Raw genomic sequence first — 20699 nt, forward strand, 5'->3', positions numbered from 1 at the left:
AAAACTGGCTCTGTTTTTGGTAGCGGCAGTGTGGCTTGCCGCGGCCAACAGCAAACTGACAGCCAGATTACAAATCTGTCATCTGACACAGCAGCCGGCTGGCAGTGGCAAACTGTCGGCCTGAAACAGGAAATGGCGATGAAGATTCTGATTGTCGAAGACGAGATCAAGACCGGCGAGTACCTGCGCCAGGGCTTGCGCGAGGCTGGTTTTGCGGTGGATCTGGCGCATGACGGCCAGGAAGGGCTGCACCTGGCACTGGAAGGCGGGCATGACCTGCTGATTCTGGACGTGATGCTGCCCGGCATGGATGGCTGGCAAGTGCTCACCCAGCTGCGATTGCGACACAAGACCATGCCGGTGCTGTTCCTGACCGCCCGCGACCAGGTAGAAGACCGGGTCAAGGGGCTGGAGCTGGGCGCGGACGATTACCTGGTCAAGCCGTTCTCCTTTGCCGAGCTGCTGGCGCGGGTGCGCACCATCCTGCGTCGTGGCCGTGGCACGGTGGAGGCCACCACCCTGCAGATCGCCGGCCTGGAGCTGGACCTGCTGCGCCGGCGTGTCAGCCGCGATGGCAAGCGCATCACCCTCACCGCCAAGGAGTTCGGCCTGCTGGAACTGCTGATGCGCCGCCAGGGCGAGGTGTTGCCACGCAGCCTGATCGCCTCCCAGGTATGGGACATGAATTTCGACAGTGATACCAATGTGATCGATGTCGCCGTGCGCCGGCTACGCGCCAAGGTGGACGACGACTTCGAGCCCAAGCTCATTCACACCGTGCGCGGCATGGGCTATGTGCTGGAAGTGCCGGAGATCGGCGCATGAAGCGCCGCCTGTCGCTAACCGCGCGGCTGACACTGCTGTATGCGCTGGTTTCCGTGCTACTGCTGGCGGGGCTGGGGCTGCTGGTCGGCGTGATGGTGGATCGACACTTCGCCGAACAGGATGCCGACGACCTGCGCGACAAACTGGGGCTGATCCGCGAGGTGATGCGCACCTCGCCCGACCTGGCAGCGTTGGCCGCACGGCTGGACGACGTGGTACACAACCACCGCGATCTGTACGTGCAACTGCAGCGCCAGGGCTACCCGGTGTATGCCTCGCGAGCGCCAACGGGCTTCCACTTTCCCCTGCCCGGCAACAACGACAGCCAGCAGATGCTGCGCTGGCAGCATGCCGGCGCCAACTATCACGGCATGTGCCGCAGCGGCCAGCTGGCGGACAACCCGGGCACCGAACTCACCATCTGCGCGGCGATCGATACCGGCAGGCACGAGCACTTCATGCACATGATCGGCCAGTCGCTGCTGATATACATCCTGCTGTCGGCCCTGCTGGGTGGCGTGCTGGCCTGGTGGGTGGCACACAACGGCCTGGCGCCGCTGCGCGCGATGAAGGCCAGGGCGCAGGTCATTACCGGTCAGCACCTCGATGCGCAGATGCCGGTGGACTCGGTGCCGCCGGAAATGGCCGACCTGGCCGAATCGCTGAATGCCATGCTGCGCCGGCTGCAGGAAGATTTTCGCAAGCTGTCCGAGTTTTCCTCCGACCTTGCCCACGAGCTGCGCACCCCGATCAGCAACCTGCTCACCGAGACACAGGTGGCAATCTCGCAGCCACGCAGTGCCGACGAATACCGCGACATCCTGGCCTCCAACGCCGAGGAATTCCAGCGCCTGGCGCGCACGGTGTCGGACATGCTGTTCCTGGCCAAGGCCGAGCACGGACTGGTGCTGCCCAGCCGGGAGCAGATTGCCATCGAGCAAGAAGTAGCGGCGCTGCTGGAGTTCTACGATGCGCTGGCGGAAGAAAAAACCATCCGCCTGCAACAGCACGGCAGCGGCCAGCTGCAGGGCGACCGGCTGATGCTGCGCCGCGCGCTGAGCAATCTGCTCTCCAATGCGCTGCGCCATGCCCCGGCCGGCAGCGAGGTAAGCGTCAACATCACGCAGCAGGCCGATGGCAGCACGGTAAGCGTCTGCAATGCCGGCAGCAGCATTCCACCGGAACAGCTGCCACGGCTGTTCGACCGCTTCTACCGCGCAGACCCCTCCCGCGCGGCGGGCGAATCGGATGGCGCCGGGCTGGGCCTGGCCATCACCCGCTCGATTGCCGAAGTGCACGGCGGCCGCATCAGCGTGACCTCGGCAGATAACAGCACCTGCTTTACCCTGTGGTTTCCCGCTCAGCCGCCGCTTGCCGGGTGAGCCGTATCCGCATGGTGCGTACACAGCCCGCCATGCCCCTCGGCCAGCCCCTGCAAGATGGGGCAATCCGGCCGGCTGTCGCCGGAGCAGGCATCGGCCAGGGTCTGCAGGGTATTGCGCATGTCGCTGAGCGCCCGGATACGCTCGTCCAGCTCGGCAATATGGCTTGCGGCCAACCGTTTGACATCGCCGCTGGCGCGGCCGGTGTCCTGCCATAGCGACAGCAGGACACGTATCTGCTCCAGCGGAAACCCCAGGTTGCGCGCCTGACGGATAAAACGCAGCAGGTGCACCTCTCGCTGGCTGTATTGCCGGTAACCAGATGCCGTACGCAGCCCCGGCGCAATCAGCCCGATGCTTTCGTAATGACGGATCATCTTGGCGGAAACGCCGCTGGCAGCAGCGGCCTGACCGATATTCATGTCACGCTCCTTCCGATATGACCGTGCGGGCCAGCCGGCCCGCGCGTACTCAACGCAGACCCGCAGGACGCCAGCGGTACAGCAACAGCGCATTGGATACCACGCTGACACTGGACAACGCCATGGCGGCCCCGGCCACGATGGGGCTGAGCATGCCCAGCGCCGCCAGCGGGATGCCTACCAGATTGAAAATAAATGCCCAGAACAGGTTCTGCCGGATCTTGCGATAGGTACGACGTGAAATGGCAATGGCCTGCGCCACCAGCGTGGGGTCACCGCGCATCAGCGTCACCCCCGCCGCCTGCATGGCTACATCGGTGCCGGTTCCCATGGCCATGCCGACATCTGCCGCCGCCAGGGCCGGCGCATCGTTGACCCCATCCCCCACCATGGCGACGCGGCTGCCATCCTGCCGCAGACGGGCAATGTGGCCGGCCTTGTCGCCGGGCAATACCTCGGCAATCACCTCGTCGATGCCCAGCGCATCCGCCACCTGGCGTGCCGCCGCGCGGTTGTCGCCGGAAATCATCACGCTACGCACCCCCAGCGCCCGTAGCTGGCTGATGGCAGCCGCAGCGGCCGGCTTGATGCGGTCGCCAAACGACAGCATGCCCAGCAGCTTGCCATCATCGGCACGCGCCAGCCAGGACACGGTGCGCCCCAGCAGCTCTTCTTCCTGCTGAAAGCTGTACAGCGACGACAGGCTGATGCCGTGCTCCTGCATCAGGCGCTGATTACCCAGCAGATACGCCACGCCATCCACCTGCCCGCGCAGCCCGCGCCCCGGCAGCGCCTGCAACTCGGCAACCTTGCCGGCAGGCGCCGTCGGTAATGCCTGCAGTACCGCCTTGGCCAGCGGGTGCTCGCTGCCCTGCTGCAAGCTGGCAGCCAGCTGCAGCAGGCTCTGTTCGTCACCGTTGGCCGCAATGCTGTGCAGCAGTCGCGGCTTGCCCTCGGTAAGCGTACCAGTCTTGTCGAAGGCGACTACCTGCAGCCCATGCGCCAGCTCCAGCGCCTCGGCATCCTTGATCAGCATGCCATGCCGTGCCGCCACGCCGGTACCGGCCATGATGGCAGTAGGCGTTGCCAACCCCAGCGCACAGGGACAGGCAATCACCAGTACGGCCACGGCGTTGAGAATCGCCTGCTCGACATCGCCACTGAACCACCACCAGCCGGCCAGCGTCAGTACCGCGATCAGCAGCACCACCGGCACGAACACGGCACTCACCCGGTCCACCAGCCGCTGCACCGGCGCCTTGCCGGCCTGGGCATCCTCCACCATGCGGATGATGCGAGCCAGGGTGCTGTCCTCGCCCAGTGCACGGGTTGCCACCAGCAGCATGCCATCGTGGTTGATGGCGCCGCCGGTAACGGTATCGCCGGCCTGCTTGCTTACCGGCAGGCTCTCGCCGGTAAGCATGGATTCATCCAGCTGGCTGCGACCTTCGATGATGACGCCATCGACAGCCACCCGCTCGCCGGGACGTACCACCACCAGGTCGCCCAGCAACACCTGCGCCAGCGGCAGGTCCAGGTCTACGCCATGGCGGCGTACCCGGGCCGTAGCCGGTCGCAGCGCCTGCAAGGCACGGATCGCCGCCGTGGTCTGCTGCTTGGCGCGCGCCTCCAGCCATTTACCCAGCAATACCAGGGTAATGACCACTGCCGATGCCTCGAAATACAGATGGCCACCGCCATGACCGGCATGCAGCCACCACTGGTACAGCGACAGCCCGTATGCCGCACTGGTACCAATGGCGACCAGCAAGTCCATATTGCCGCTGCGGGCTTGCAGCGCCTTCCAGCCGGCACGATAAAAACGCGCCCCCAACCAGAACTGCACCGGGGTAGCCAGCACAAATTGCAACCAGGCCGGCAACATCCAGTGTGCGCCCGCCAGCTCGCCGAGCATGGGCAGCACCAGCGGCAGCGACAGCAGGGCAGCCATCGCCACCGGCCACCACGACACATGCTGCGCAGCCGGTGCCGTTTGCGCCTGCTCGCGGATGCTGGCCTGATAGCCGGCACGCGCCACGGCAGCCAGCAGCAGCGCATTGTCACCACCCGCCGGCCAGCTGACACGTGCGGTTTCCGTCGCCAGATTGACACTGGCCGCGGTAACCCCAGCCACCGCCAGCAGCGCTTTTTCCACCCGGCTGACACAGCTGGCGCATGTCATGCCATGAATCTCCAGCTGCACCGTCTCACTACCCACCTGGTAGCCGGCATGGGCGATGGCGGCATGCGCAGCAGCCAGCTCGAAATGCGGCTCGGTATGCAGGGTGACGGACTCGGTAGCCAGGTTGACACTGGCGCTCTGGATGCCCGGCACTTGGTGCAGGGCCTTCTCCACGCGGGAAACACAGCTGGCACAAGTCATGCCCAGCACGGGAAAGCGCAGGGTCTGGCTGGCAGCGGCAGCAATTGAACGGGACATGATGCGGACTCCTTTATCTGGGGTGTGAAGTCAGCATCGGCCTTGCCATGATGGGAAGGTCAAGCCCGATTCGCGCAAATTTTTTACCTGCCGGAATCCATTCCAAAAAACAACATGCCCCTGCGCAATACGCAGGGGCATGTCGGGGTAAGCCAGCACTTACAGCGGGCGTGCCGGGTAGCCCATATCGGTCAGCAGATCGCACACCGTCTGCAGCGCCTCGTCGGTACGAATACTGGCACGGCCACTGGTGCGATCGATATCCACCGATGCCTGGCTGTCCAGATCCTTCAGCGCCTGGTTGATCTTGGCGACACAGCTGCCGCAGCCGATATTGTCTACTTGCAGGGTATACATGGAATGTCCTTCACAGTGATGCGGCCAACCTTGGCCGTACCTGCAGTCTGGAGCTTGCCACCGTGGCAAGGTCAACAGCCGGGATTTCGATGTTTCAGCCTTGCGCATTCGCTCCTTCCTGCGCGCTAAAGTTGGCTTCTGCTGCTTGCGGCAGCGACGCGCTTCGCAGGCGGCTGACTGGCACCCGCAGACACAAGCCCGGCTCGCACGGACAGGTATCCGGGTGGAAGCCATGTGAACATGCGTGTTACCGCACAACAAGACTTAACAAGGCTTAACCAATTCCAGAGCTTGTCAATGGCATGCCCGTGCTATGCTGCCGTGCATTTTTCCTTCCCCTGGAGCCAGCCACATGAAAAAACTGCTGCTGACCGTTCTCTGCTGTAGCGCACTCTCCCCCGCCCTTGCCGCCGACCCCATTGCCGCGCGGCAGCAGGTGTTCGAGCAATACAAGAAGACCGTGGGCGCCATGGGCAAGATGGTGAAAGGCGATACCCAGTTCAGCCAGCAAGAGTTCGCCAAGCTGGCCGCACACCTGGATGAACTGGCGCAGCAGCCGTGGCAATACTTCACCCCCGGCAGCACCAAGGGCAAGACCGATGCCAAGCCGGAAATCTGGTCCCGCCCAGCCGAGTTCAAGGCCGCCATCGACAAGCACAAGGCCGAGGTCGCCAAGCTGAAGGCCACCGCAGCCAGCGCCCAGAGCGTAAGCGACGTAAAAGCGCAGTTTGGCGCCACCCAGCAGACCTGCAAGGCCTGTCACGACCAGTTCCGCGCCGACTGAGCGCCGGCCGCGTACCAGAACAGCCAGCACAAAGCCCTGATGCATTGCACCAGGGCTTTGTCATGCCGGCGACAGCAAAGCGATACGCTTCCACCGGGGCGGATGCTTGCTTTGCCACGGAAACTTATTACACTCGCCGGGTCTGAACCCTTTTCCTCCCGACAAGCGCAACATGAAAACACTCACCACCGCCCTGCTGCTGACCCTGCTGTGCAGCAGCGCCCTGGCCGGCCCCGGCGAAGATCGCCAGAAAAGCTTCAAGAAAGTGCTGCTCAGCTTCGAACCTGTCGGCGTAATGCTGCGCGATGGCCCGTTTCGCAAGGATCAGTTCATCAAGCATGCCGATGCGCTGAAGGCCGCCGCACCGGCGCCGTTCCTGCTGTTCAAGCCGGGCACCATTGATGACGTGAGCCGCGCCAAGCCGGAAATCTGGAGCCAGCCGGCCAGGTTCAAGGCCGAGCAGGATAAATTCATCAGCGCGGTGAATGCGCTGCAGGCAGGGGCGCAAAGCGACGATCTGGCCGCCGTGCGCAACAAGTACGCGGCAGTTGCTGCCAGCTGCAAGAGCTGCCACGACAGCTTCCGCGGCCCCAAGCGCTAAGGCAACCGTCAGCAAATAACATTCTGACTGCCGATACGAACAAAGCCCTTCCAATATGTGGAAGGGCTTTGTTATTAGCGCGGCCATTTGCCGAAGCCATGTTTGTGCCGGGGTTGGCGTCAGGCAGTGGTGTCCGCCATCTTCTCGCCCAGGCGAACCGGACGCGCCGGTGCCCAGTCGCTGTTGAAGCGCAGCGTATCGCGCGGGAACAGCAGCACCACGGTGGAGCCGAGCAGGAAGCGCCCCATCTCCTCGCCCTTGCGCAGCATGATGGCCTGATCGTCATAGCGCCATACCCGGATATCGCCACTGCGCGGCGGGTTTACCACCCCATGCCACACGGTAGCCATGCTGCCGACAATGGTGGCCCCCACCAGCACCAGCGCCAGCGGCCCGTGCGGAGTATCGAACTCGCACACCACCCGCTCGTTGCGGGCAAACAGCCCTGGCACGCCGCGCGCGGTGGTCGGATTGACCGAGAATAGCGCACCCGGCACGTAGATCATGCGTTTGAGCGTGCCGTCGCACGGCATGTGAATGCGGTGGTAATCACGCGGGCTCAGGTAGATGGTGGCGAAATGGCCATCGGCAAAACGTGCGGCCAACGCGCTGTCGCCCCCCAGCAGCGCCGTGGTGGAGTAATGATGGCCCTTAGCCTGGAACAGCTGGTCACGCTCGATGGCACCAAACTGGCTGATGGCGCCATCCACCGGGCACAGCAGCGGCGCATCCGCCAGCGGGCGGGCATCGGGCCGCAAGGCACGGGTGAAGAATTCATTGAACGAGGCATAGCTGGCCGGATCAGGGTTGGCCGCCTCGGCCATGTTCACCCGGTAGCGCTGGATAAAGCGCCGGATCAGCGCCGTGGTGGCCGCCCCACCCTGGGCATTGGCGATGCTGCCGGCAAAGCGGGTCAATGCCTGTTTCGGCAACAAGTACTGCGGCAATACGGCCAGGCGGTCACGCACGATGTTTTCCTTATAAAAGCAGCCGCGCATTATAGCGGCAGCACCCGACGAGCGGCCACTGTCCCGACCGATTCCCGCCACCCCGGTAACGCAGCACTTGAAAAGCCGCGACTTTTCCGTTAATTTGAATTTGTACGTTTTCAAATTGACGCCATGAAACTCGCACTGCTCAAGCGCCCGGCCCTGGCGAGCTTCCCCTCCCCGGCCGCCGACCTGCCCACCGACGAGCTGGATCTGCACCAGCTGCTATGCCCCGACCGCATGGCCACCTTCTTTCTGCGCGCGCGCGGCGACGCGTTGATCGATTGCGGCATCCTGGATGGCGACCTGCTGATTCTCAACAAGGGGCTGACGCCGCGCCATGGCGACCTGGTGGTGTACTGGCAGGACAGTGGCTTCGTGGTGCGCCTGTGGCGGCAAAGCGCTGGGCGCAGCTGGCTCGGGCACCGCAACGCGCAGCAACAATGGCAGGACGAACCACCGCCGGCGCATTTCGATGCCCTGCTGTGGGGCGTGGTGGTAGGCATGGCGCGCCAGCTTCGGCGCCGGCAGGAGCAGGACCATGCCGCCTGACAGCTGCTTCGGCCTGATGGATGGCAACAATTTCTACGTGTCCTGTGAACGGCTGTTCAACCCGCAACTGCATGGCGTGCCGGTGGTGGTGCTATCCAACAATGACGGCTGCATCGTGTCGCGTTCGCCGGAGGCCAAGGCCATCGGCGTGCCGATGGGGGTGGCATTTCACGAAGCGCGCAACCTGCTGTACCGCCATCGTGGCAAGGCGCTGTCATCCAATTACGAGCTGTACGGTTCGCTGTCACGGCGCATGATGACCCTGGCCGCGCAGCATGCCGGCGCACAGGAGATTTACTCCATAGATGAATGTTTCCTGGACTTTGCCGGGCTGCCCGAGCCGCAAACCCGGGCGCGTCAGCTACGGCAGGCGGTGCAGCACAAGCTGGGCCTGCCGGTATCCATCGGCATCGGCAGCAGCAAGACCCTGGCCAAGCTGGCCAACCTGGTAGCCAAGCAGCAACCGCGCTTTGGCGGCGTGTTCGACTGGCAGATGCTGAATGCCGCCGAACAGGACGCGCAGCTGCGGGCGATGGATGTCGGCATGGTATGGGGCATAGGCCAGCGCCTGCGCGAGCAGCTGCAGCGGCTGGGCATTGCCAATGCGGCGCAACTGGCTGCGGCCAACCCGGCATGGTCACGCCAGCGCTTCGGCCTTGCCATGGAGCGCACGGTGCGCGAACTGCGTGGCGAAGCCTGTCTGGATATCTGCGACATTACCCCGCCACGCAAGCAAATCCACTCCACCCGCTCCTTTGCCCACCGGCTTGGCGATCTGGACGAGTTGCGCGCCGCCATCAGCCACCACGTCGCCCGCAGCGCCGAAAAGCTGCGCGCCCAGCACAGCGCCACCCGACTGCTGCACGTGATGCTGCGCGCCGACCCGCCCGGGCGCGGAGGCGGCCTGCAGCGCCGCAACTGGGCCAGCCTGTCGCTGCTGCTGCCCAGCACCGACACCCGGGAGCTGACACGGCAGGCGCTGCTACTGCTGCAAACGCTGTATCTGCCTGGCGTGCGTTATCACAAATGCGGCGTGGTGCTGGACGAGCTGGTAGCAGGCGATTTCAGCCGTCAGCACGACCTGTTTCTGGGCGGGGAAAGCGCGCGCGGGCAACAGCTGATGCAAACCGTGGACAGCATCAACCACCGCTTCGGCCGCGACAGTATCCGCACCGGCAGCAGCCTGCTGGGGTGTGGGCGCTGGCACATGCGCCAGGACAAGCTGTCGCCACGCTGCACCACCCGCTGGGACGAGCTGCTGAGCGCCAGCACCTAAACCGGCGGCAGCAACAAAATGCGGCCAACATTGGCCGCAAAAGAGGAGGAGAAACACACGACTACTCAGGACACACCAAACGTATCTGGCATATCTCCAGCGTAGCCTGCTTTCTGGATAAGACAAGCAAGAAAAAACCCCAGCTCAGGCTGGAGTTTGAGGGGATTGGCAAAGTCCTTTTGCCAGGCAAAAGGACTTTGCTTTGTAAACAGGAAGGATGCCGATGCAAGCACTTTGCTGGAGCGGCCCGGCTTTGCCGGGTCCGGCAATCCATAAGTGGCTAGTTTGGCTGCAGCCAGAAAAAAACCCCGGCGCTAGCCGGGGTTTCGTGTCTGCCATGCATGCTTGCGCAGGCTTAGCCTTCTACTTTGGACATACGACGACGGTCGTGTTCCTGCAGCCAGCGCTTGCGGATACGGATGGATTTCGGGGTGATTTCCACCAGCTCGTCATCGTCGATGAACTCCACTGCCGATTCCAGCGTCAGCTTGATCGGAGTGGTCAGGCGCACGGCTTCGTCGGTACCGGAAGCGCGCACGTTGGTCAGCTTCTTGCCCTTCAGCGGGTTCACCACCAGGTCGTTGTCACGGCTGTGGATGCCGATGATCATGCCTTCGTATACCTTCTCGCCCGGGCTCACGAACATGCGGCCGCGGTCTTCCAGGTTCCACAGCGCGTAGGCCACGGCTTCGCCGTTATCCTGCGAGATCAGCACGCCGTTGTGGCGGCCCGGCAGGTCGGCCTTCACCGGACCGTAGTCGTCGAACACGTGGCTCATCAGGCCGGTGCCGCGGGTCATGGTCATGAAGTCGGACTGGAAGCCGATCAGGCCACGCGCCGGAATGTGGTATTCCAGGCGGGTACGACCCTGGCCATCGGATTCCATATTGGTCAGTTCGCCACGGCGACGACCGATTTCTTCCATCACGCCACCCTGGTGGTCATCTTCCAGGTCGATGGTCAGGTTTTCGTACGGCTCGCACTTCTCGCCGTTGATTTCCTTGTACACCACGCGCGGCTTGGCCACAGCCATTTCGAAGCCTTCGCGGCGCATGTTTTCCAGCAGGATGGTCAGGTGCAGTTCGCCACGACCGGACACGCGGAATACGTCGGAATCTTCGGTGTCTTCCACGCGCAGCGCCACGTTGGTCAGCAGCTCCTTGGTCAGACGGTCGCGAATCTGGCGCGAAGTCACGAATTTGCCTTCGGTGCCGGCCAGCGGGCTGGAGTTCACCATGAAGTCCATGGTCAGGGTCGGCTCGTCCACCGACAGCATCGGCAGGCCTACCGGCTGCTCCTTGTCGCAGATGGTCACGCCGATACCGATATCCTCGATACCGGAGATGATGATGATGTCGCCGGCTTCGGCTTCTTCCACCGGCACACGATCCAGGCCCTTGTAACCCAGCACCTGGTTGATGCGACCGGAAGCCACCTGGTCTTCATGGTTCATCACCACTACCTGCTGACCCGGCTTGATGCGGCCGTTCAGTACGCGGCCAACGCCCAGGCGGCCGGTGTAGCTGGAGTAGTCCAGTGCAGCGATCTGCAGCTGCAGCGGCGCGTCGGCGCTACCCGGCGGGGTCGGCACGTGCTTGAGCACGGTGTCGAACAGCGGACGCATGTCGCTGGATTCTTCTTCCAGCTCCAGCTTGGCAAAACCGTTCAGGCCGGAAGCGTAGATGATCGGGAAGTCCAGCTGCTCGTCGGTGGCGCCCAGCTTGTCGAACAGGTCGAAAGTCTGGTCTACCACCCAGTCCGGACGTGCGCCCGGACGGTCTACCTTGTTGATTACCACGATCGGACGCAGGCCCAGTGCCAGGGCTTTCTTGGTCACGAAGCGGGTCTGCGGCATCGGGCCTTCCACTGCATCTACCAGCAGCAGCACGCCGTCAACCATGCCCAGTACGCGCTCTACTTCGCCGCCGAAGTCGGCGTGGCCCGGGGTGTCCACGATGTTGATGTGCACGCCTTCGTACTCGATGGCGGTGTTCTTGGCCAGAATGGTAATGCCGCGTTCTTTTTCCAGGTCGTTGGAATCCATCACGCGCTCGTCAACCTGCTGGTTGTCGCGGAAGGTGCCGGACTGGCGCAGCAGTTGGTCAACCAGGGTGGTTTTGCCGTGGTCAACGTGGGCAATGATGGCGATGTTACGAATTTGTCGGGTCATGGGTGCTCGGTGTCAGCGAAAAAGTCGCGCGATTCTATCATGAACAGGGTGACACTGCAGTGAATACCGCCATTTTTCGGTACACTGCGCCGTTTTGAGGGGGCTAGAACCATGTACGACTGGAATGCACTGTGGCACATCCATGACAACTACCGCACCGGCTACGTACGCCCGGAGGCCGACATCAACCTGCTGGCGGACGAGCTGCAGGGCAAGCTGGTGAAAACCGCCCGTGATGCGCGCGACCTGGCGGTGTACGACACCGGCGACGACTACACCCTGCTGCGTCACGACAACGGCCTGCAGATGCTGCGCCTGCCCAAGCGCCACCTGTTCGATATCGGCGTACGGCTGGTAACCGCCGACGAAGGCCAGGCCCTGGCCTTGCCTTACCTGGAAGTACTGGTGGACAACCTGGCCACCGGCGAAGAGGCTGCCTGGCGGGCAGAAGTGCATTGCAACGAGGCCGGCGAACTGAGCATCAACGGCGAAACCCTCAGCCCGGACACCCCGCCCGCCATGCAATTTGCGCTGTCATTCAATGCCGAGCCGCGCTTTGCCGCCGCACTGCAGGAGGCTTGGCAAGAGGCCGCCGAGCACGTCACGCTGGACGCTGCCGCCTGGTTCAATGCCGAAGCACTGGAGCACGCGCCGGAAGACGCACCGCTGGATGCCCGCGTGCAGCAGATGTGCGACCGCTACGCCGAGATCATCCGCCGCGAGCAGGCACTACTGTCGCGCCGTTTCAGCGATGCCGAACTGCACCTGGTGGCGGAAGTGCTGCGCGGCGTGCATTTCGACAGCGCCGAATCCTGCCGCGGCCTGTGGCTGGCGGTGGAAGTGCGCATCCTGCACGACGAGCTGGATCACAAGTACAAGGTGGATGGCGAAGCGCTGCTGGAGAAGCTGCGCGCCCTGGGCTACACCCAGGAAGTGGCGCTGATCGAGGCGCTGTCGCCGGTACAGCACTGAATCCAGCCTGCCACCGGCGCCCCTTCCCGGTAACACCAGGCCGTGCCGCCAGTAGCGGCACGGCCTGTACGTTTACGCTGCGGCCAACAGTGCGGCGATGAAGTTGCGGTCCTCGAACAGGCTCTTCATGCCGTTCTCCAGGGCGCGATTCAAGGCGATACGGGCATTATTGCCGGTGGCCAGCTGGATATTGGTTTCCACCCCCTGCGCAGCCAGATGGCGCGAGTAAAGCAGCTGACCCTGTCGCGATTTCACGGTAATGGACAGGTTCAGATCAGCCACCGCATCACCGGCAAACACACCCATCTTGAAATCGTTATAAAAGCGCGTCAGATCCGCCGCGATCGACACCACTGCCGCAGCATCCGCCAACTGAAAACCACGCGCACGCAGCTCCCGCTCCAGCGCCTGCCGCACCGTACCGGACACATCATCGGCAGCCAGAATCGGTGCCATTTCCATACCGAAGCCGTTTTTCTTGCTGCCGATTTTTTTATCCTGCCGCTGATCGACCACCTGCACGCTGACCGAAATACTGCCAGCCCCGGCTAGTGGCGCCACCACGGCCTGCGGCGCGTACTGTAGCTGGACATGTTCGGTCGTCAGCGCGCAGCCAGACAACGCCGCCAGTGCAACAGCAGACACCACCACAGATTTCATCAAACGCATAACAGCCTCCCTGAGTTATTTATTTAGCAAACGGCAATACTATTTACCTCGTCAAAACCCGTCTGTCATGCATTTGTATCAATAAATACAAAAAAAGGGCGGCCACGCGGCCGCCCCGAATCCCATGCACATCCATGCAGCAGGAAGAATCTTGCTGTACACGGCACCTTAGCGGCGATCTGTTACCCCGGCATGACAGGCAGCAGGCTCAACACGATCTTGCCGAGGTTGCGATTGGCCTCCATGCAGGCATGCGCCTCCTGCACTGCAGCCAACGGGTAGACACTATCCAGCGTGACATGCGCGCGGCCGTCCAGCAGCGCAGGCAGCACTTCGCGCTCCAGCGCGGCGGCCAGGCCTGCCTTCACCGCTTCCGGCTGGCTACGCAGCGTAGACCCGATCACCCGCAGGCGCTTCACCAGCAGCAGCCCAAGATTGAGATCGGCCTGCGCTCCACCCATCACGCCGATCAGCACCAGGCGGCCATCCTGATTCAGCACCGCGATATTGTCGTTGAACAGCGAAGCCCCCACCGGGTCCAGCACCACATCCACCCCACCCTGCGCCTTCAGGCTGGCGGCAAAACCGGCGCTACGGCTGTCGATCACCTCATCGGCCCCCAAGCGCCGGCAGAACTCGCGCTTTTCCTCGCTACCGGCACTGGCGACAACCCGGCAGCCCAGCATGGCGGCCAGCTGGATGGCCGCCGCGCCAACACCACTGGCGCCGGCATGGATCAGCACCGTCTCGCCCGACTTGAGCCCGGCGACATCCACCAGGTTATGCCAGGCCGTCATCCATGCCTCCGGCAGACTGGCGGCCTCGACCCAGCTCAGCATGTCCGGCTTGGGAATCACCGCCGAGCTGTCCAGCAGCGCGTATTCGGCATAACCGCCACCGGCAATCAGGCCGAACACCGCATCGCCCTCCTGGAAACGCGATGGGCCGTTTACCGCATCCACGATGCCGGCCACTTCCAGCCCCAGGATCGGCGAGGCGCCCTTCGGCGGCGGGTAATGCCCCTCGCGCTGCACGATGTCGGCGCGGTTCAGCCCTGCGGCCAACACCCGCACCCGCAGCTGACCGGGGGCCGGCTCCGGCTTTTCCACCACATCCAAGCGCAGGGTATCCACCCCGCCAGGTGCCGACTGCACCACTGCCTGCATAGCCATGATTGACCCTCCACAAACCTGCCAAATGTTATTGCATTACAATAGCACGCCATGAGCCAGCCCTGTTTCCACTGCCACCTGCCCATCCCCGCGGGCCAGGACTACCCGATCCGCTATCGCCAACAAACCGAACACGCCTGCTGCGCCGGCTGCCAGGCGGTGGCGCAGACCATCATCGACAGCGGTCTGGGTGACTATTACCAGCATCGCACCGAAGACGCCGGCAAGGCCGAGCCGCTGCCGGCGGAGCTGCTGCAGCAGATCGCGCTATACGATTCGGACAAGCTGCAACAAAGCTTCGTTCGCCACGAAGACGGCGAGGTGCGCGAAGCCACGCTGATGCTGGAAGGCATTACCTGCGCCGCCTGCGTATGGCTGAACGAGCAGCATGTGCGCCAGCTGCCGGGCGTGCTGAGCGTGGACATCAACTACAGCAGCCACCGCGCCCGCGTGCGCTGGGACAACAGCCAGCTGCAACTGTCGCGCATCCTGCAGGCAGTGGCGGAAATCGGCTACCGCGCCCACCCCTACGACAGTGCCCGCCAGGAAACCCTGCAGCAACAGGAGCGCAAGACCGCGCTGAACCGGCTGTGGGTGGCCGGGCTGTCGATGATGCAGGTGATGATGTATGCGGTGCCGATCTACATGGCACCGGAGGGCGACATCGAGAGCCAGTGGCTGTGGATCCTGCACTGGTCCAGCTTCGTGCTGACGCTGCCGGTGGTGCTGTATTCGGCGATTCCGTTCTACCGCTCCACCCTGCGCGACATCCACACCCGCCGCGTGGGCATGGATACCCCGGTGACCATCGGCATCCTTACTGCCTTTTTTGCCAGCCTGTGGGCCCTGCTCAACAAGGTGGAGCACGGCGTGTACTTCGATTCGGTGTCGATGTTCATCTTCCTGCTGCTGGGCGGGCGCTACCTGGAAGGCATGGCGCGGCGCAAGACTGGCGAAGCCACCGAGCGGCTGGTGAAACTGATTCCCGCCTTCGCCCACCAGCTGGACAACTGGCCACACAGCCGCGACTGCCGCGAAGTGGCTGCGGCCAACCTGGAGCCCGGCGCCATGCTGCTGGTACGCCCGGGCGAAACCATCCCCTGCGACGGCCACATCGTGGACGGCAACAGCAGCGTGAACGAGGCGCTGCTTACCGGCGAAAGCACGCCGCTGCGCAAGGGCTGTGGCGATAGCGTGATTGCCGGCAGCGTCAACCTGGCCAGCCCGCTGGTACTGCAAGTCACCCAGACCGGCGGCAACACCCGCCTGGCCGGCATCGTGCGCCTGCTGGACCAGGCACTGGCGGAAAAACCGCAACTGGCACAGCTGGCCGATCGCTTTGCCGCCTGGTTCGTCAGCCTGCTACTGCTGGCCGCCGCCGGCACCTTTATCGGCTGGAGCCTGCTGGACGGCCCGCAGCATGCGCTGTGGATCACCGTGGCGGTACTGGTGATCTCCTGCCCGTGCGCGCTGAGCCTGGCCACCCCGGCGGCGCTCACCGCCGCCACCGGCCACCTGGCGCAGATCGGCGTACTCACCACCCGCGGCCACGCACTGGAAACCCTGGCCCGCGTCAGCGATGTAGTGTTCGACAAGACCGGCACCCTCACCCTTGGCCGCATGCGCCTGCTGGCCAGCGAACAGCCAGCGCACCCGGACAGCAGCCCGGCGCTGCTGCTGGCAGCCGCGCTGGAGCAAGGCTCGGAACACCCGATTGCCCGCGCCCTGCTGGAAGCCGCCGGCACGCAGCCGCTGCCGGCAGTCGGGAATCTGCACAACCAGCCGGGCCAGGGGGTAGAAGGTATGATCGGCGGCCAGCGCTGGCGGCTGGGCAAGCCGGCATTCGCCGCCGAGCTGGCCGGGCTGGCGGCACAAGCCACGCCGCCGGACCTGCCCGCCACTGCCACCGTGGTGGCACTGGGCAACGCTGCCGGCATCAAGGCCTGGTTCGCCATTGGCGACCAGCTGCGTGACAGCGTGCCGGCACTGATCGGCAACTTGCAACAGCAGGGGCTGCGCCTGCACCTGCTGTCCGGTGATGCCGAACTGGCGGTGGCCACCCTGGCCGGTCAGCTTGGCATTACCCACTACCATGCCGGCGCCACGCCGGAAGACAAGCTGGCCTATGTGCGCCAGCTGCAGCAGGATGGCGCGCGGGTGCTGATGCTGGGCGATGGCGTGAACGACGCGCCGGTGCTGGCGCGCGCCGATGTGTCGCTGGCCATGGGCGGCGGCACCGACGTGGCCCGCGCCAGCGGCGACATGGTGCTGATGGGCGACGATATCGCCCAGCTGCCACGCGCCTTTGCACTGGCGCGCCGCTGCCTGCACATTATCCGGGAGAACCTGGCATGGGCAGCGCTGTACAATCTGGTGGCACTGCCGCTGGCCATCGCCGGCCACGTCACCCCCTGGGTAGCCAGCCTGGGCATGGCACTCAGCTCGCTGCTGGTGGTGGGCAACGCGCTGCGGCTGGTGAAACGGAGCAAATAATGGAAAGCCTGTATTTATTGATTCCCCTGAGCATCGTGCTGGTGTTCATCATCGGCGCCATCTTCTGGTGGTCCACCCGCTCCGGCCAGTTCGACGACCTGGAAGGCCCGGCGCACCGCATCCTGATGGACGACGACCGGCCGCCGCAGGACCAGGAGCAGGACCAGAGCCAGCAGCGGTAATGCGACAGCGGCCAACCTTCGTGGTTGGCCGCAGCGCTTTTGCGGCGCAACATGGTTTACCGTGCGCACCGCCCATGGCTCATGACAACGGCGGGCGTAATGTCATATGCTTGCCAGCCCGGCGCGCACCCCGCCGCCGGACACCATTCGATGAACCGCACGCAGCGCGTGCCTCCAGCAACACGGATCCTGCATGAAAATCCTCATTCTCGGCGGCGGCCAGGTTGGCGCCAGCGTGGCGGAAAACCTGGTAGGCGAAGGCAACGATGTCACCATCGTCGATCAGGACAGCAACCTGCTGAAGCTGCTGCAGGACAAGCTGGATATCCGCACCGTGCTGGGCAATGCCGCCCACCCGGCGGTGCTGCAGGATGCCGGCATCGACGAAAGCGAGATGCTGCTGGCGCTGACGCGTAACGACGAAACCAATCTGGTGGCCTGCGCGCTGGCTGAGCAGCGCTACAACGTGCCCACCCGCATCGCCCGCCTGCGTGCCACCGGCTACGTGGACGGCGACAGCCCGGTGATGCGCCAGTTCGGTGTGGAGCATGCCATCTGCCCGGAGCAGATCGTTACCGACAACCTGCTACGGGTGCTGGCCTACCCGCGCGCGCTGCAGGTGCTGGATTTTGCCGGCGGCAAGGTACAGCTGGTGGTGGCACGGGCGGTGGCCGGCGGCAAGCTGCTGGGCAAACCGCTGCGCCACCTGCGCGAAGACCTGCCGGACAGCGACTGCCGCATCTGCGCCATCTACCGCAAGGACAAACTGGTGCGCCCGGATGGCGACACCGTGATCGAGGCCGATGACGAAGTGTTCTTCATGGCCGCCAGGGGCGACGTGCCCGCCATGCTCAACGAACTGCGCGCCAGCGAAAAGCCGGTACGGCGGGTGATGATTGCCGGCGGCGGCAATATCGGCTACCGGCTGGCCCGCATGCTGTCCGGCGATTACGAAGTGAAACTGATCGAACACGGCGCACAGCGCGCGCGCTGGCTGGCGGAGAATCTGCCGCAGGTGCTGGTGCTGCATGGCGAAGCCACCGACGAGGGCCTGCTGGAAGGCGAGAACGTGGACGAGATGGACGTGTTCTGCGCGCTGACCAACGACGACGAGGACAACCTGATGTCCACGCTGCTGGCCAAGCGCATGGGCGCGCGCCGCGTCATTGCGCTGGTGAACCGTTCCAGCTACGTCGATCTGCTGGAAGGCAACCGCATCGACATCGTGATCTCGCCCTACCTGTCCACCATCGGCTCCATCCTGGCGCACCTGCGCCGTGGCGATGTGGTGGCGGCGCAGCCGGTGCGCCGCGGCGCCGCCGAGGTAATGGAAGTGATCATCCATGGCGACGAGAAAACCTCCAGCCTGGTTGGCCGCAGGCTGGACAACATCGCCCTGCCGCATGGCTGCAGCATCGTGGCGCTGCTGCGCGGCGAGCAGGTGCTGATGGCACATCACGACCTGCAGCTACAGGCGGAGGATCACGTGATCTTCTTCGTGCATGGTCGCCACATGGTGCGGCAGATCGAGAAGCTGACACAGGTAAAGCTGGGGTTTTTCTGATGGCGATCCACGGCATTCACCACATCGCCATCCTCTGCGCCGACTACCCGCGCGCGCGTTCCTTTTATACTACGGTGCTCGGTGCCCGCGTGATGGCCGAGCACTATCGTGCCGAGCGCGACTCCTGGAAGCTGGATCTGGCGCTGCCGGACGGCAGCCGGCTGGAGCTGTTCAGCTTTCCCGCCCCGCCGCCGCGCCCCACCCGGCCGGAAGCCTGCGGCCTGCGCCACCTGGCGCTGGCGGTAACGGCACTGGACGCGGAGATCGCCCGCCTGGCGGCATTGGGCGTAGCGTGCGAGCCGGTGCGGGTGGATGAATACACCGGCCAGCGCTTTACCTTTTTTGCCGATCCGGATGGCCTGCCAATCGAACTGTACGAGCAGGTGAACTGACATGAGCAAGCTGCTGCCCATCCTGCACGTACTGTCCAAGCTGATCCTGCTGTACTCGCTGCTGTTCCTGCTGCCCTGCGCCGTGTCCTGGCTGTACCAGGATGGCACCGCCATCGATTTTGCCTACTCGGCGCTGGCCGGCGGCGGCGCCGGCAGCCTGCTGTGGCTGCTCACCCGCCGCTTCGAGCGCGAGCTGAAGCCGCGGGACGGCTTCATCCTGGTGGCACTGCTGTGGCTTACCTTTGCCGTCATGTCGGCGGTACCGTTGCTGCTGTACATACCGGGCATGAGCTTCACCAATGCCTTTTTCGAGGCCATGTCCGGGCTTACCACCACCGGCGCCACCTTGATTCCCGGCCTGGATCGGCTGCCGCCGGCCATCAACTTCTGGCGGCACTTCCTCAACTGGGTGGGGGGCATGGGTATCATCGTGCTGGCGGTGGCGATCCTGCCGATGCTGGGCATCGGCGGCATGCAGCTGTACAAGGCGGAAACGCCCGGCCCGATGAAGGACAGCAAGCTGGCGCCACGCATCGCGCAGACCGCGGCCAACCTGTGGTACGTGTACGCTGGCCTGACTGCACTTTGCACTCTCGGGCTCAAGCTGGCCGGCATGAGCTGGCTGGATGCCATCTGCCATGCCTTTGCCGCATTGTCACTTGGCGGTTTTTCCACCCACGATGCCAGCGTCGGCTACTTCGACTCTCCGCTCATCGAAGCCATCCTGTCCTTGTTCATGGTGCTGGCGGCGCTGAATTTCGCCACCCACTTCCTGGCCTGGCGCCAGCGCAGCCTGCGCAACTACCTGCAGGACGTGGAAGCGCGCCATGTTGTCGGGCTGCTCGGCATCAGCATTATCGCCATCAGCCTGTGGCTGTCCTGGCTGGGCATCTACACCTTGCCCACCGCGCTGCGCCACGTGTCGTTCAACCTGATCTCCATTGCCACCGACTCGGGCTTTGCCAGCATCGACTACGCGCCGTGGCCTATCCTGGTGCCGCTGTGGATGCTGTTCCTGTCGTGCATTACCGCCAGCTCCGGCTCCACCGGCGGCGGCATCAAGATGATCCGCACCCTGATTCTTACCCGCCAGGGCATGCGCGAGATGAGCAACCTGCTGCACCCGCGCGCGGTACTGCCGCTGATGCTGGGCGGCAAGGCCATTCCGGATAGCGTGGCGTTCTCGGTACTGGGTTTCATCTTTGTGTACTTCATCAGCATCGTGCTGCTGACCTTCACCCTGATTGCCAGCGGCCTCGACTTCATCACCGCTTTTACCGCCATCATTGCCTGCATCAACAATGCCGGCCCCGGTCTGGGGCAGGTGGGACCTGCAAGCAATTACTCCGGTCTAAGCGATTTCCAGACCTGGGTCTGCAGCTTTGCCATGCTGCTGGGCCGTCTGGAAGTGTTCACCATCCTGATTCTGTTTACCCCTACTTTCTGGCGAAAATGAC

Annotated in this window: 19 protein-coding genes; 12 read left to right on the forward strand and 7 right to left on the reverse strand. The window is 64.0% G+C overall.

The genetic code is table 11. From position 1 onward, the window contains the following. Nucleotides 1–138: 138 nt before the first annotated feature. Both ACFOKJ_RS16355 and ACFOKJ_RS16360 read left to right on the forward strand, forming a co-directional pair. Entirely contained in the window at nt 139–825 is a 687-nt protein-coding gene (locus ACFOKJ_RS16355) for a heavy metal response regulator transcription factor (RefSeq protein WP_390281595.1), read from the forward strand. Beyond that, on the forward strand, nt 822–2207 hold the full coding sequence (locus tag ACFOKJ_RS16360) for a heavy metal sensor histidine kinase (protein WP_390281598.1): 1386 nt from the start codon (nt 822–824) through the stop codon (nt 2205–2207). The genes ACFOKJ_RS16355 and ACFOKJ_RS16360 overlap by 4 nt, the downstream gene beginning before the upstream one ends. On the opposite strand, the gene cueR is transcribed toward ACFOKJ_RS16360, so the two are convergent. From cueR to ACFOKJ_RS16375, 3 genes are all read right to left on the reverse strand, one after another. Then, complete coding sequence (cueR, locus tag ACFOKJ_RS16365) at nt 2186–2629, reverse strand: Cu(I)-responsive transcriptional regulator (protein WP_390281599.1); 444 nt, start codon at nt 2627–2629, stop codon at nt 2186–2188. The two genes, ACFOKJ_RS16360 and cueR, sit on opposite strands and share 22 nt — an antisense overlap. A gap of 49 nt (nt 2630–2678) precedes the next feature. After that, a complete protein-coding gene (locus tag ACFOKJ_RS16370) occupies nt 2679–5069 on the reverse strand; it encodes a heavy metal translocating P-type ATPase (RefSeq protein WP_390281601.1) in 2391 nt (796 codons plus the stop codon). A gap of 159 nt (nt 5070–5228) precedes the next feature. Beyond that, nucleotides 5229–5426: a heavy-metal-associated domain-containing protein gene (locus ACFOKJ_RS16375; protein WP_390281602.1), complete on the reverse strand. Its 198-nt coding sequence runs from the start codon at nt 5424–5426 to the stop codon at nt 5229–5231. 352 nt (nt 5427–5778) lie between these two features. Between ACFOKJ_RS16375 and ACFOKJ_RS16380 the strand changes: the two genes are divergently transcribed. Then, nucleotides 5779–6210 carry a c-type cytochrome gene (locus ACFOKJ_RS16380; RefSeq protein WP_390281604.1) on the forward strand — a complete coding sequence of 144 codons (432 nt, stop codon included), beginning with the start codon at nt 5779–5781 and terminating at the stop codon, nt 6208–6210. Nucleotides 6211–6382: 172 nt separating this feature from the next. Further along, nucleotides 6383–6811 carry a c-type cytochrome gene (locus ACFOKJ_RS16385; protein WP_390281606.1) on the forward strand — a complete coding sequence of 143 codons (429 nt, stop codon included), beginning with the start codon at nt 6383–6385 and terminating at the stop codon, nt 6809–6811. Between the two features lie 119 nt (nt 6812–6930). Here ACFOKJ_RS16385 and asd read toward each other — a convergent pair whose 3' ends face one another. After that, nucleotides 6931–7779, reverse strand: a complete 849-nt coding sequence (gene asd, locus ACFOKJ_RS16390) for an archaetidylserine decarboxylase (protein ID WP_390281608.1) — start codon at nt 7777–7779, stop codon at nt 6931–6933. A 153-nt stretch (nt 7780–7932) separates the two neighbouring features. Between asd and ACFOKJ_RS16395 the strand changes: the two genes are divergently transcribed. Both ACFOKJ_RS16395 and ACFOKJ_RS16400 read left to right on the forward strand, forming a co-directional pair. Then, entirely contained in the window at nt 7933–8352 is a 420-nt protein-coding gene (locus ACFOKJ_RS16395; RefSeq protein ID WP_390281610.1) for a LexA family protein, read from the forward strand. After that, the gene (locus tag ACFOKJ_RS16400; protein WP_390281613.1) at nt 8342–9628 is read left to right on the forward strand and encodes a Y-family DNA polymerase; all 1287 of its coding nucleotides are present in this window, start codon (nt 8342–8344) and stop codon (nt 9626–9628) included. Before ACFOKJ_RS16395 ends, ACFOKJ_RS16400 begins: the two co-directional genes overlap by 11 nt. 355 nt (nt 9629–9983) lie before the next feature. Here ACFOKJ_RS16400 and typA read toward each other — a convergent pair whose 3' ends face one another. Further along, on the reverse strand, nt 9984–11798 hold the full coding sequence (gene typA / locus ACFOKJ_RS16405; protein ID WP_390281615.1) for a translational GTPase TypA: 1815 nt from the start codon (nt 11796–11798) through the stop codon (nt 9984–9986). A gap of 111 nt (nt 11799–11909) precedes the next feature. On the opposite strand from typA, the gene ACFOKJ_RS16410 reads away from it, so the two are divergent. Continuing rightward, on the forward strand, nt 11910–12770 hold the full coding sequence (locus ACFOKJ_RS16410) for a hypothetical protein (RefSeq protein ID WP_390281618.1): 861 nt from the start codon (nt 11910–11912) through the stop codon (nt 12768–12770). A gap of 72 nt (nt 12771–12842) precedes the next feature. On the opposite strand, the gene ACFOKJ_RS16415 is transcribed toward ACFOKJ_RS16410, so the two are convergent. Continuing rightward, nucleotides 12843–13439, reverse strand: a complete 597-nt coding sequence (locus tag ACFOKJ_RS16415) for a YajG family lipoprotein (RefSeq protein WP_390281620.1) — start codon at nt 13437–13439, stop codon at nt 12843–12845. A 182-nt stretch (nt 13440–13621) separates the two neighbouring features. Then, nucleotides 13622–14611 carry an NAD(P)H-quinone oxidoreductase gene (locus tag ACFOKJ_RS16420; protein ID WP_390281623.1) on the reverse strand — a complete coding sequence of 330 codons (990 nt, stop codon included), beginning with the start codon at nt 14609–14611 and terminating at the stop codon, nt 13622–13624. A 51-nt stretch (nt 14612–14662) separates the two neighbouring features. Here ACFOKJ_RS16420 and ACFOKJ_RS16425 point away from each other — a divergent pair, with 51 nt between their 5' ends. The 5 genes from ACFOKJ_RS16425 to ACFOKJ_RS16445 all read left to right on the forward strand — a co-directional run bounded on the left by ACFOKJ_RS16425 (nt 14663) and on the right by ACFOKJ_RS16445 (nt 20698). Beyond that, nucleotides 14663–17104 (forward strand): heavy metal translocating P-type ATPase, encoded by a 2442-nt coding sequence (locus ACFOKJ_RS16425; RefSeq protein ID WP_390281625.1) that lies wholly within the window; start codon nt 14663–14665, stop codon nt 17102–17104. Further along, nucleotides 17104–17286, forward strand: a complete 183-nt coding sequence (gene ccoS / locus ACFOKJ_RS16430) for a cbb3-type cytochrome oxidase assembly protein CcoS (RefSeq protein WP_390281628.1) — start codon at nt 17104–17106, stop codon at nt 17284–17286. Before ACFOKJ_RS16425 ends, ccoS begins: the two co-directional genes overlap by 1 nt. A gap of 193 nt (nt 17287–17479) precedes the next feature. Continuing rightward, complete coding sequence (gene trkA / locus ACFOKJ_RS16435; RefSeq protein ID WP_390281631.1) at nt 17480–18850, forward strand: Trk system potassium transporter TrkA; 1371 nt, start codon at nt 17480–17482, stop codon at nt 18848–18850. Continuing rightward, nucleotides 18850–19242: an SMU1112c/YaeR family gloxylase I-like metalloprotein gene (gene gloA2, locus ACFOKJ_RS16440; RefSeq protein WP_390281634.1), complete on the forward strand. Its 393-nt coding sequence runs from the start codon at nt 18850–18852 to the stop codon at nt 19240–19242. The genes trkA and gloA2 overlap by 1 nt, the downstream gene beginning before the upstream one ends. A gap of 1 nt (nt 19243) precedes the next feature. Continuing rightward, nucleotides 19244–20698, forward strand: coding sequence for a TrkH family potassium uptake protein (locus tag ACFOKJ_RS16445; RefSeq protein ID WP_390281636.1), 1455 nt, complete (start codon nt 19244–19246; stop codon nt 20696–20698). Nucleotide 20699 lies beyond the last annotated feature (1 nt).

It is taken from the genome of Vogesella amnigena, assembly GCF_042648905.1.
In the GTDB taxonomy this organism is placed as follows: Bacteria; Pseudomonadota; Gammaproteobacteria; order Burkholderiales; family Chromobacteriaceae; genus Vogesella; species Vogesella amnigena.

What these genes read in the sequence shown, in the direction of transcription:
- ACFOKJ_RS16355 (WP_390281595.1), top strand. Translation starts at nt 139, where the DNA reads ATGAAGATTCTGATTGTCGAAGACGAGATCAAGACCGGCGAGTACCTG.
- ACFOKJ_RS16360 (WP_390281598.1), top strand. Translation starts at nt 822, where the DNA reads ATGAAGCGCCGCCTGTCGCTAACCGCGCGGCTGACACTGCTGTATGCG.
- cueR (WP_390281599.1), bottom strand. Translation starts at nt 2,629, where the DNA reads ATGAATATCGGTCAGGCCGCTGCTGCCAGCGGCGTTTCCGCCAAGATG.
- ACFOKJ_RS16370 (WP_390281601.1), bottom strand. Translation starts at nt 5,069, where the DNA reads ATGTCCCGTTCAATTGCTGCCGCTGCCAGCCAGACCCTGCGCTTTCCC.
- ACFOKJ_RS16375 (WP_390281602.1), bottom strand. Translation starts at nt 5,426, where the DNA reads ATGTATACCCTGCAAGTAGACAATATCGGCTGCGGCAGCTGTGTCGCC.
- ACFOKJ_RS16380 (WP_390281604.1), top strand. Translation starts at nt 5,779, where the DNA reads ATGAAAAAACTGCTGCTGACCGTTCTCTGCTGTAGCGCACTCTCCCCC.
- ACFOKJ_RS16385 (WP_390281606.1), top strand. Translation starts at nt 6,383, where the DNA reads ATGAAAACACTCACCACCGCCCTGCTGCTGACCCTGCTGTGCAGCAGC.
- ACFOKJ_RS16395 (WP_390281610.1), top strand. Translation starts at nt 7,933, where the DNA reads ATGAAACTCGCACTGCTCAAGCGCCCGGCCCTGGCGAGCTTCCCCTCC.
- ACFOKJ_RS16400 (WP_390281613.1), top strand. Translation starts at nt 8,342, where the DNA reads ATGCCGCCTGACAGCTGCTTCGGCCTGATGGATGGCAACAATTTCTAC.
- typA (WP_390281615.1), bottom strand. Translation starts at nt 11,798, where the DNA reads ATGACCCGACAAATTCGTAACATCGCCATCATTGCCCACGTTGACCAC.
- ACFOKJ_RS16410 (WP_390281618.1), top strand. Translation starts at nt 11,910, where the DNA reads ATGTACGACTGGAATGCACTGTGGCACATCCATGACAACTACCGCACC.
- ACFOKJ_RS16415 (WP_390281620.1), bottom strand. Translation starts at nt 13,439, where the DNA reads ATGCGTTTGATGAAATCTGTGGTGGTGTCTGCTGTTGCACTGGCGGCG.
- ACFOKJ_RS16420 (WP_390281623.1), bottom strand. Translation starts at nt 14,611, where the DNA reads ATGGCTATGCAGGCAGTGGTGCAGTCGGCACCTGGCGGGGTGGATACC.
- ACFOKJ_RS16425 (WP_390281625.1), top strand. Translation starts at nt 14,663, where the DNA reads ATGAGCCAGCCCTGTTTCCACTGCCACCTGCCCATCCCCGCGGGCCAG.
- ccoS (WP_390281628.1), top strand. Translation starts at nt 17,104, where the DNA reads ATGGAAAGCCTGTATTTATTGATTCCCCTGAGCATCGTGCTGGTGTTC.
- trkA (WP_390281631.1), top strand. Translation starts at nt 17,480, where the DNA reads ATGAAAATCCTCATTCTCGGCGGCGGCCAGGTTGGCGCCAGCGTGGCG.
- gloA2 (WP_390281634.1), top strand. Translation starts at nt 18,850, where the DNA reads ATGGCGATCCACGGCATTCACCACATCGCCATCCTCTGCGCCGACTAC.
- ACFOKJ_RS16445 (WP_390281636.1), top strand. Translation starts at nt 19,244, where the DNA reads ATGAGCAAGCTGCTGCCCATCCTGCACGTACTGTCCAAGCTGATCCTG.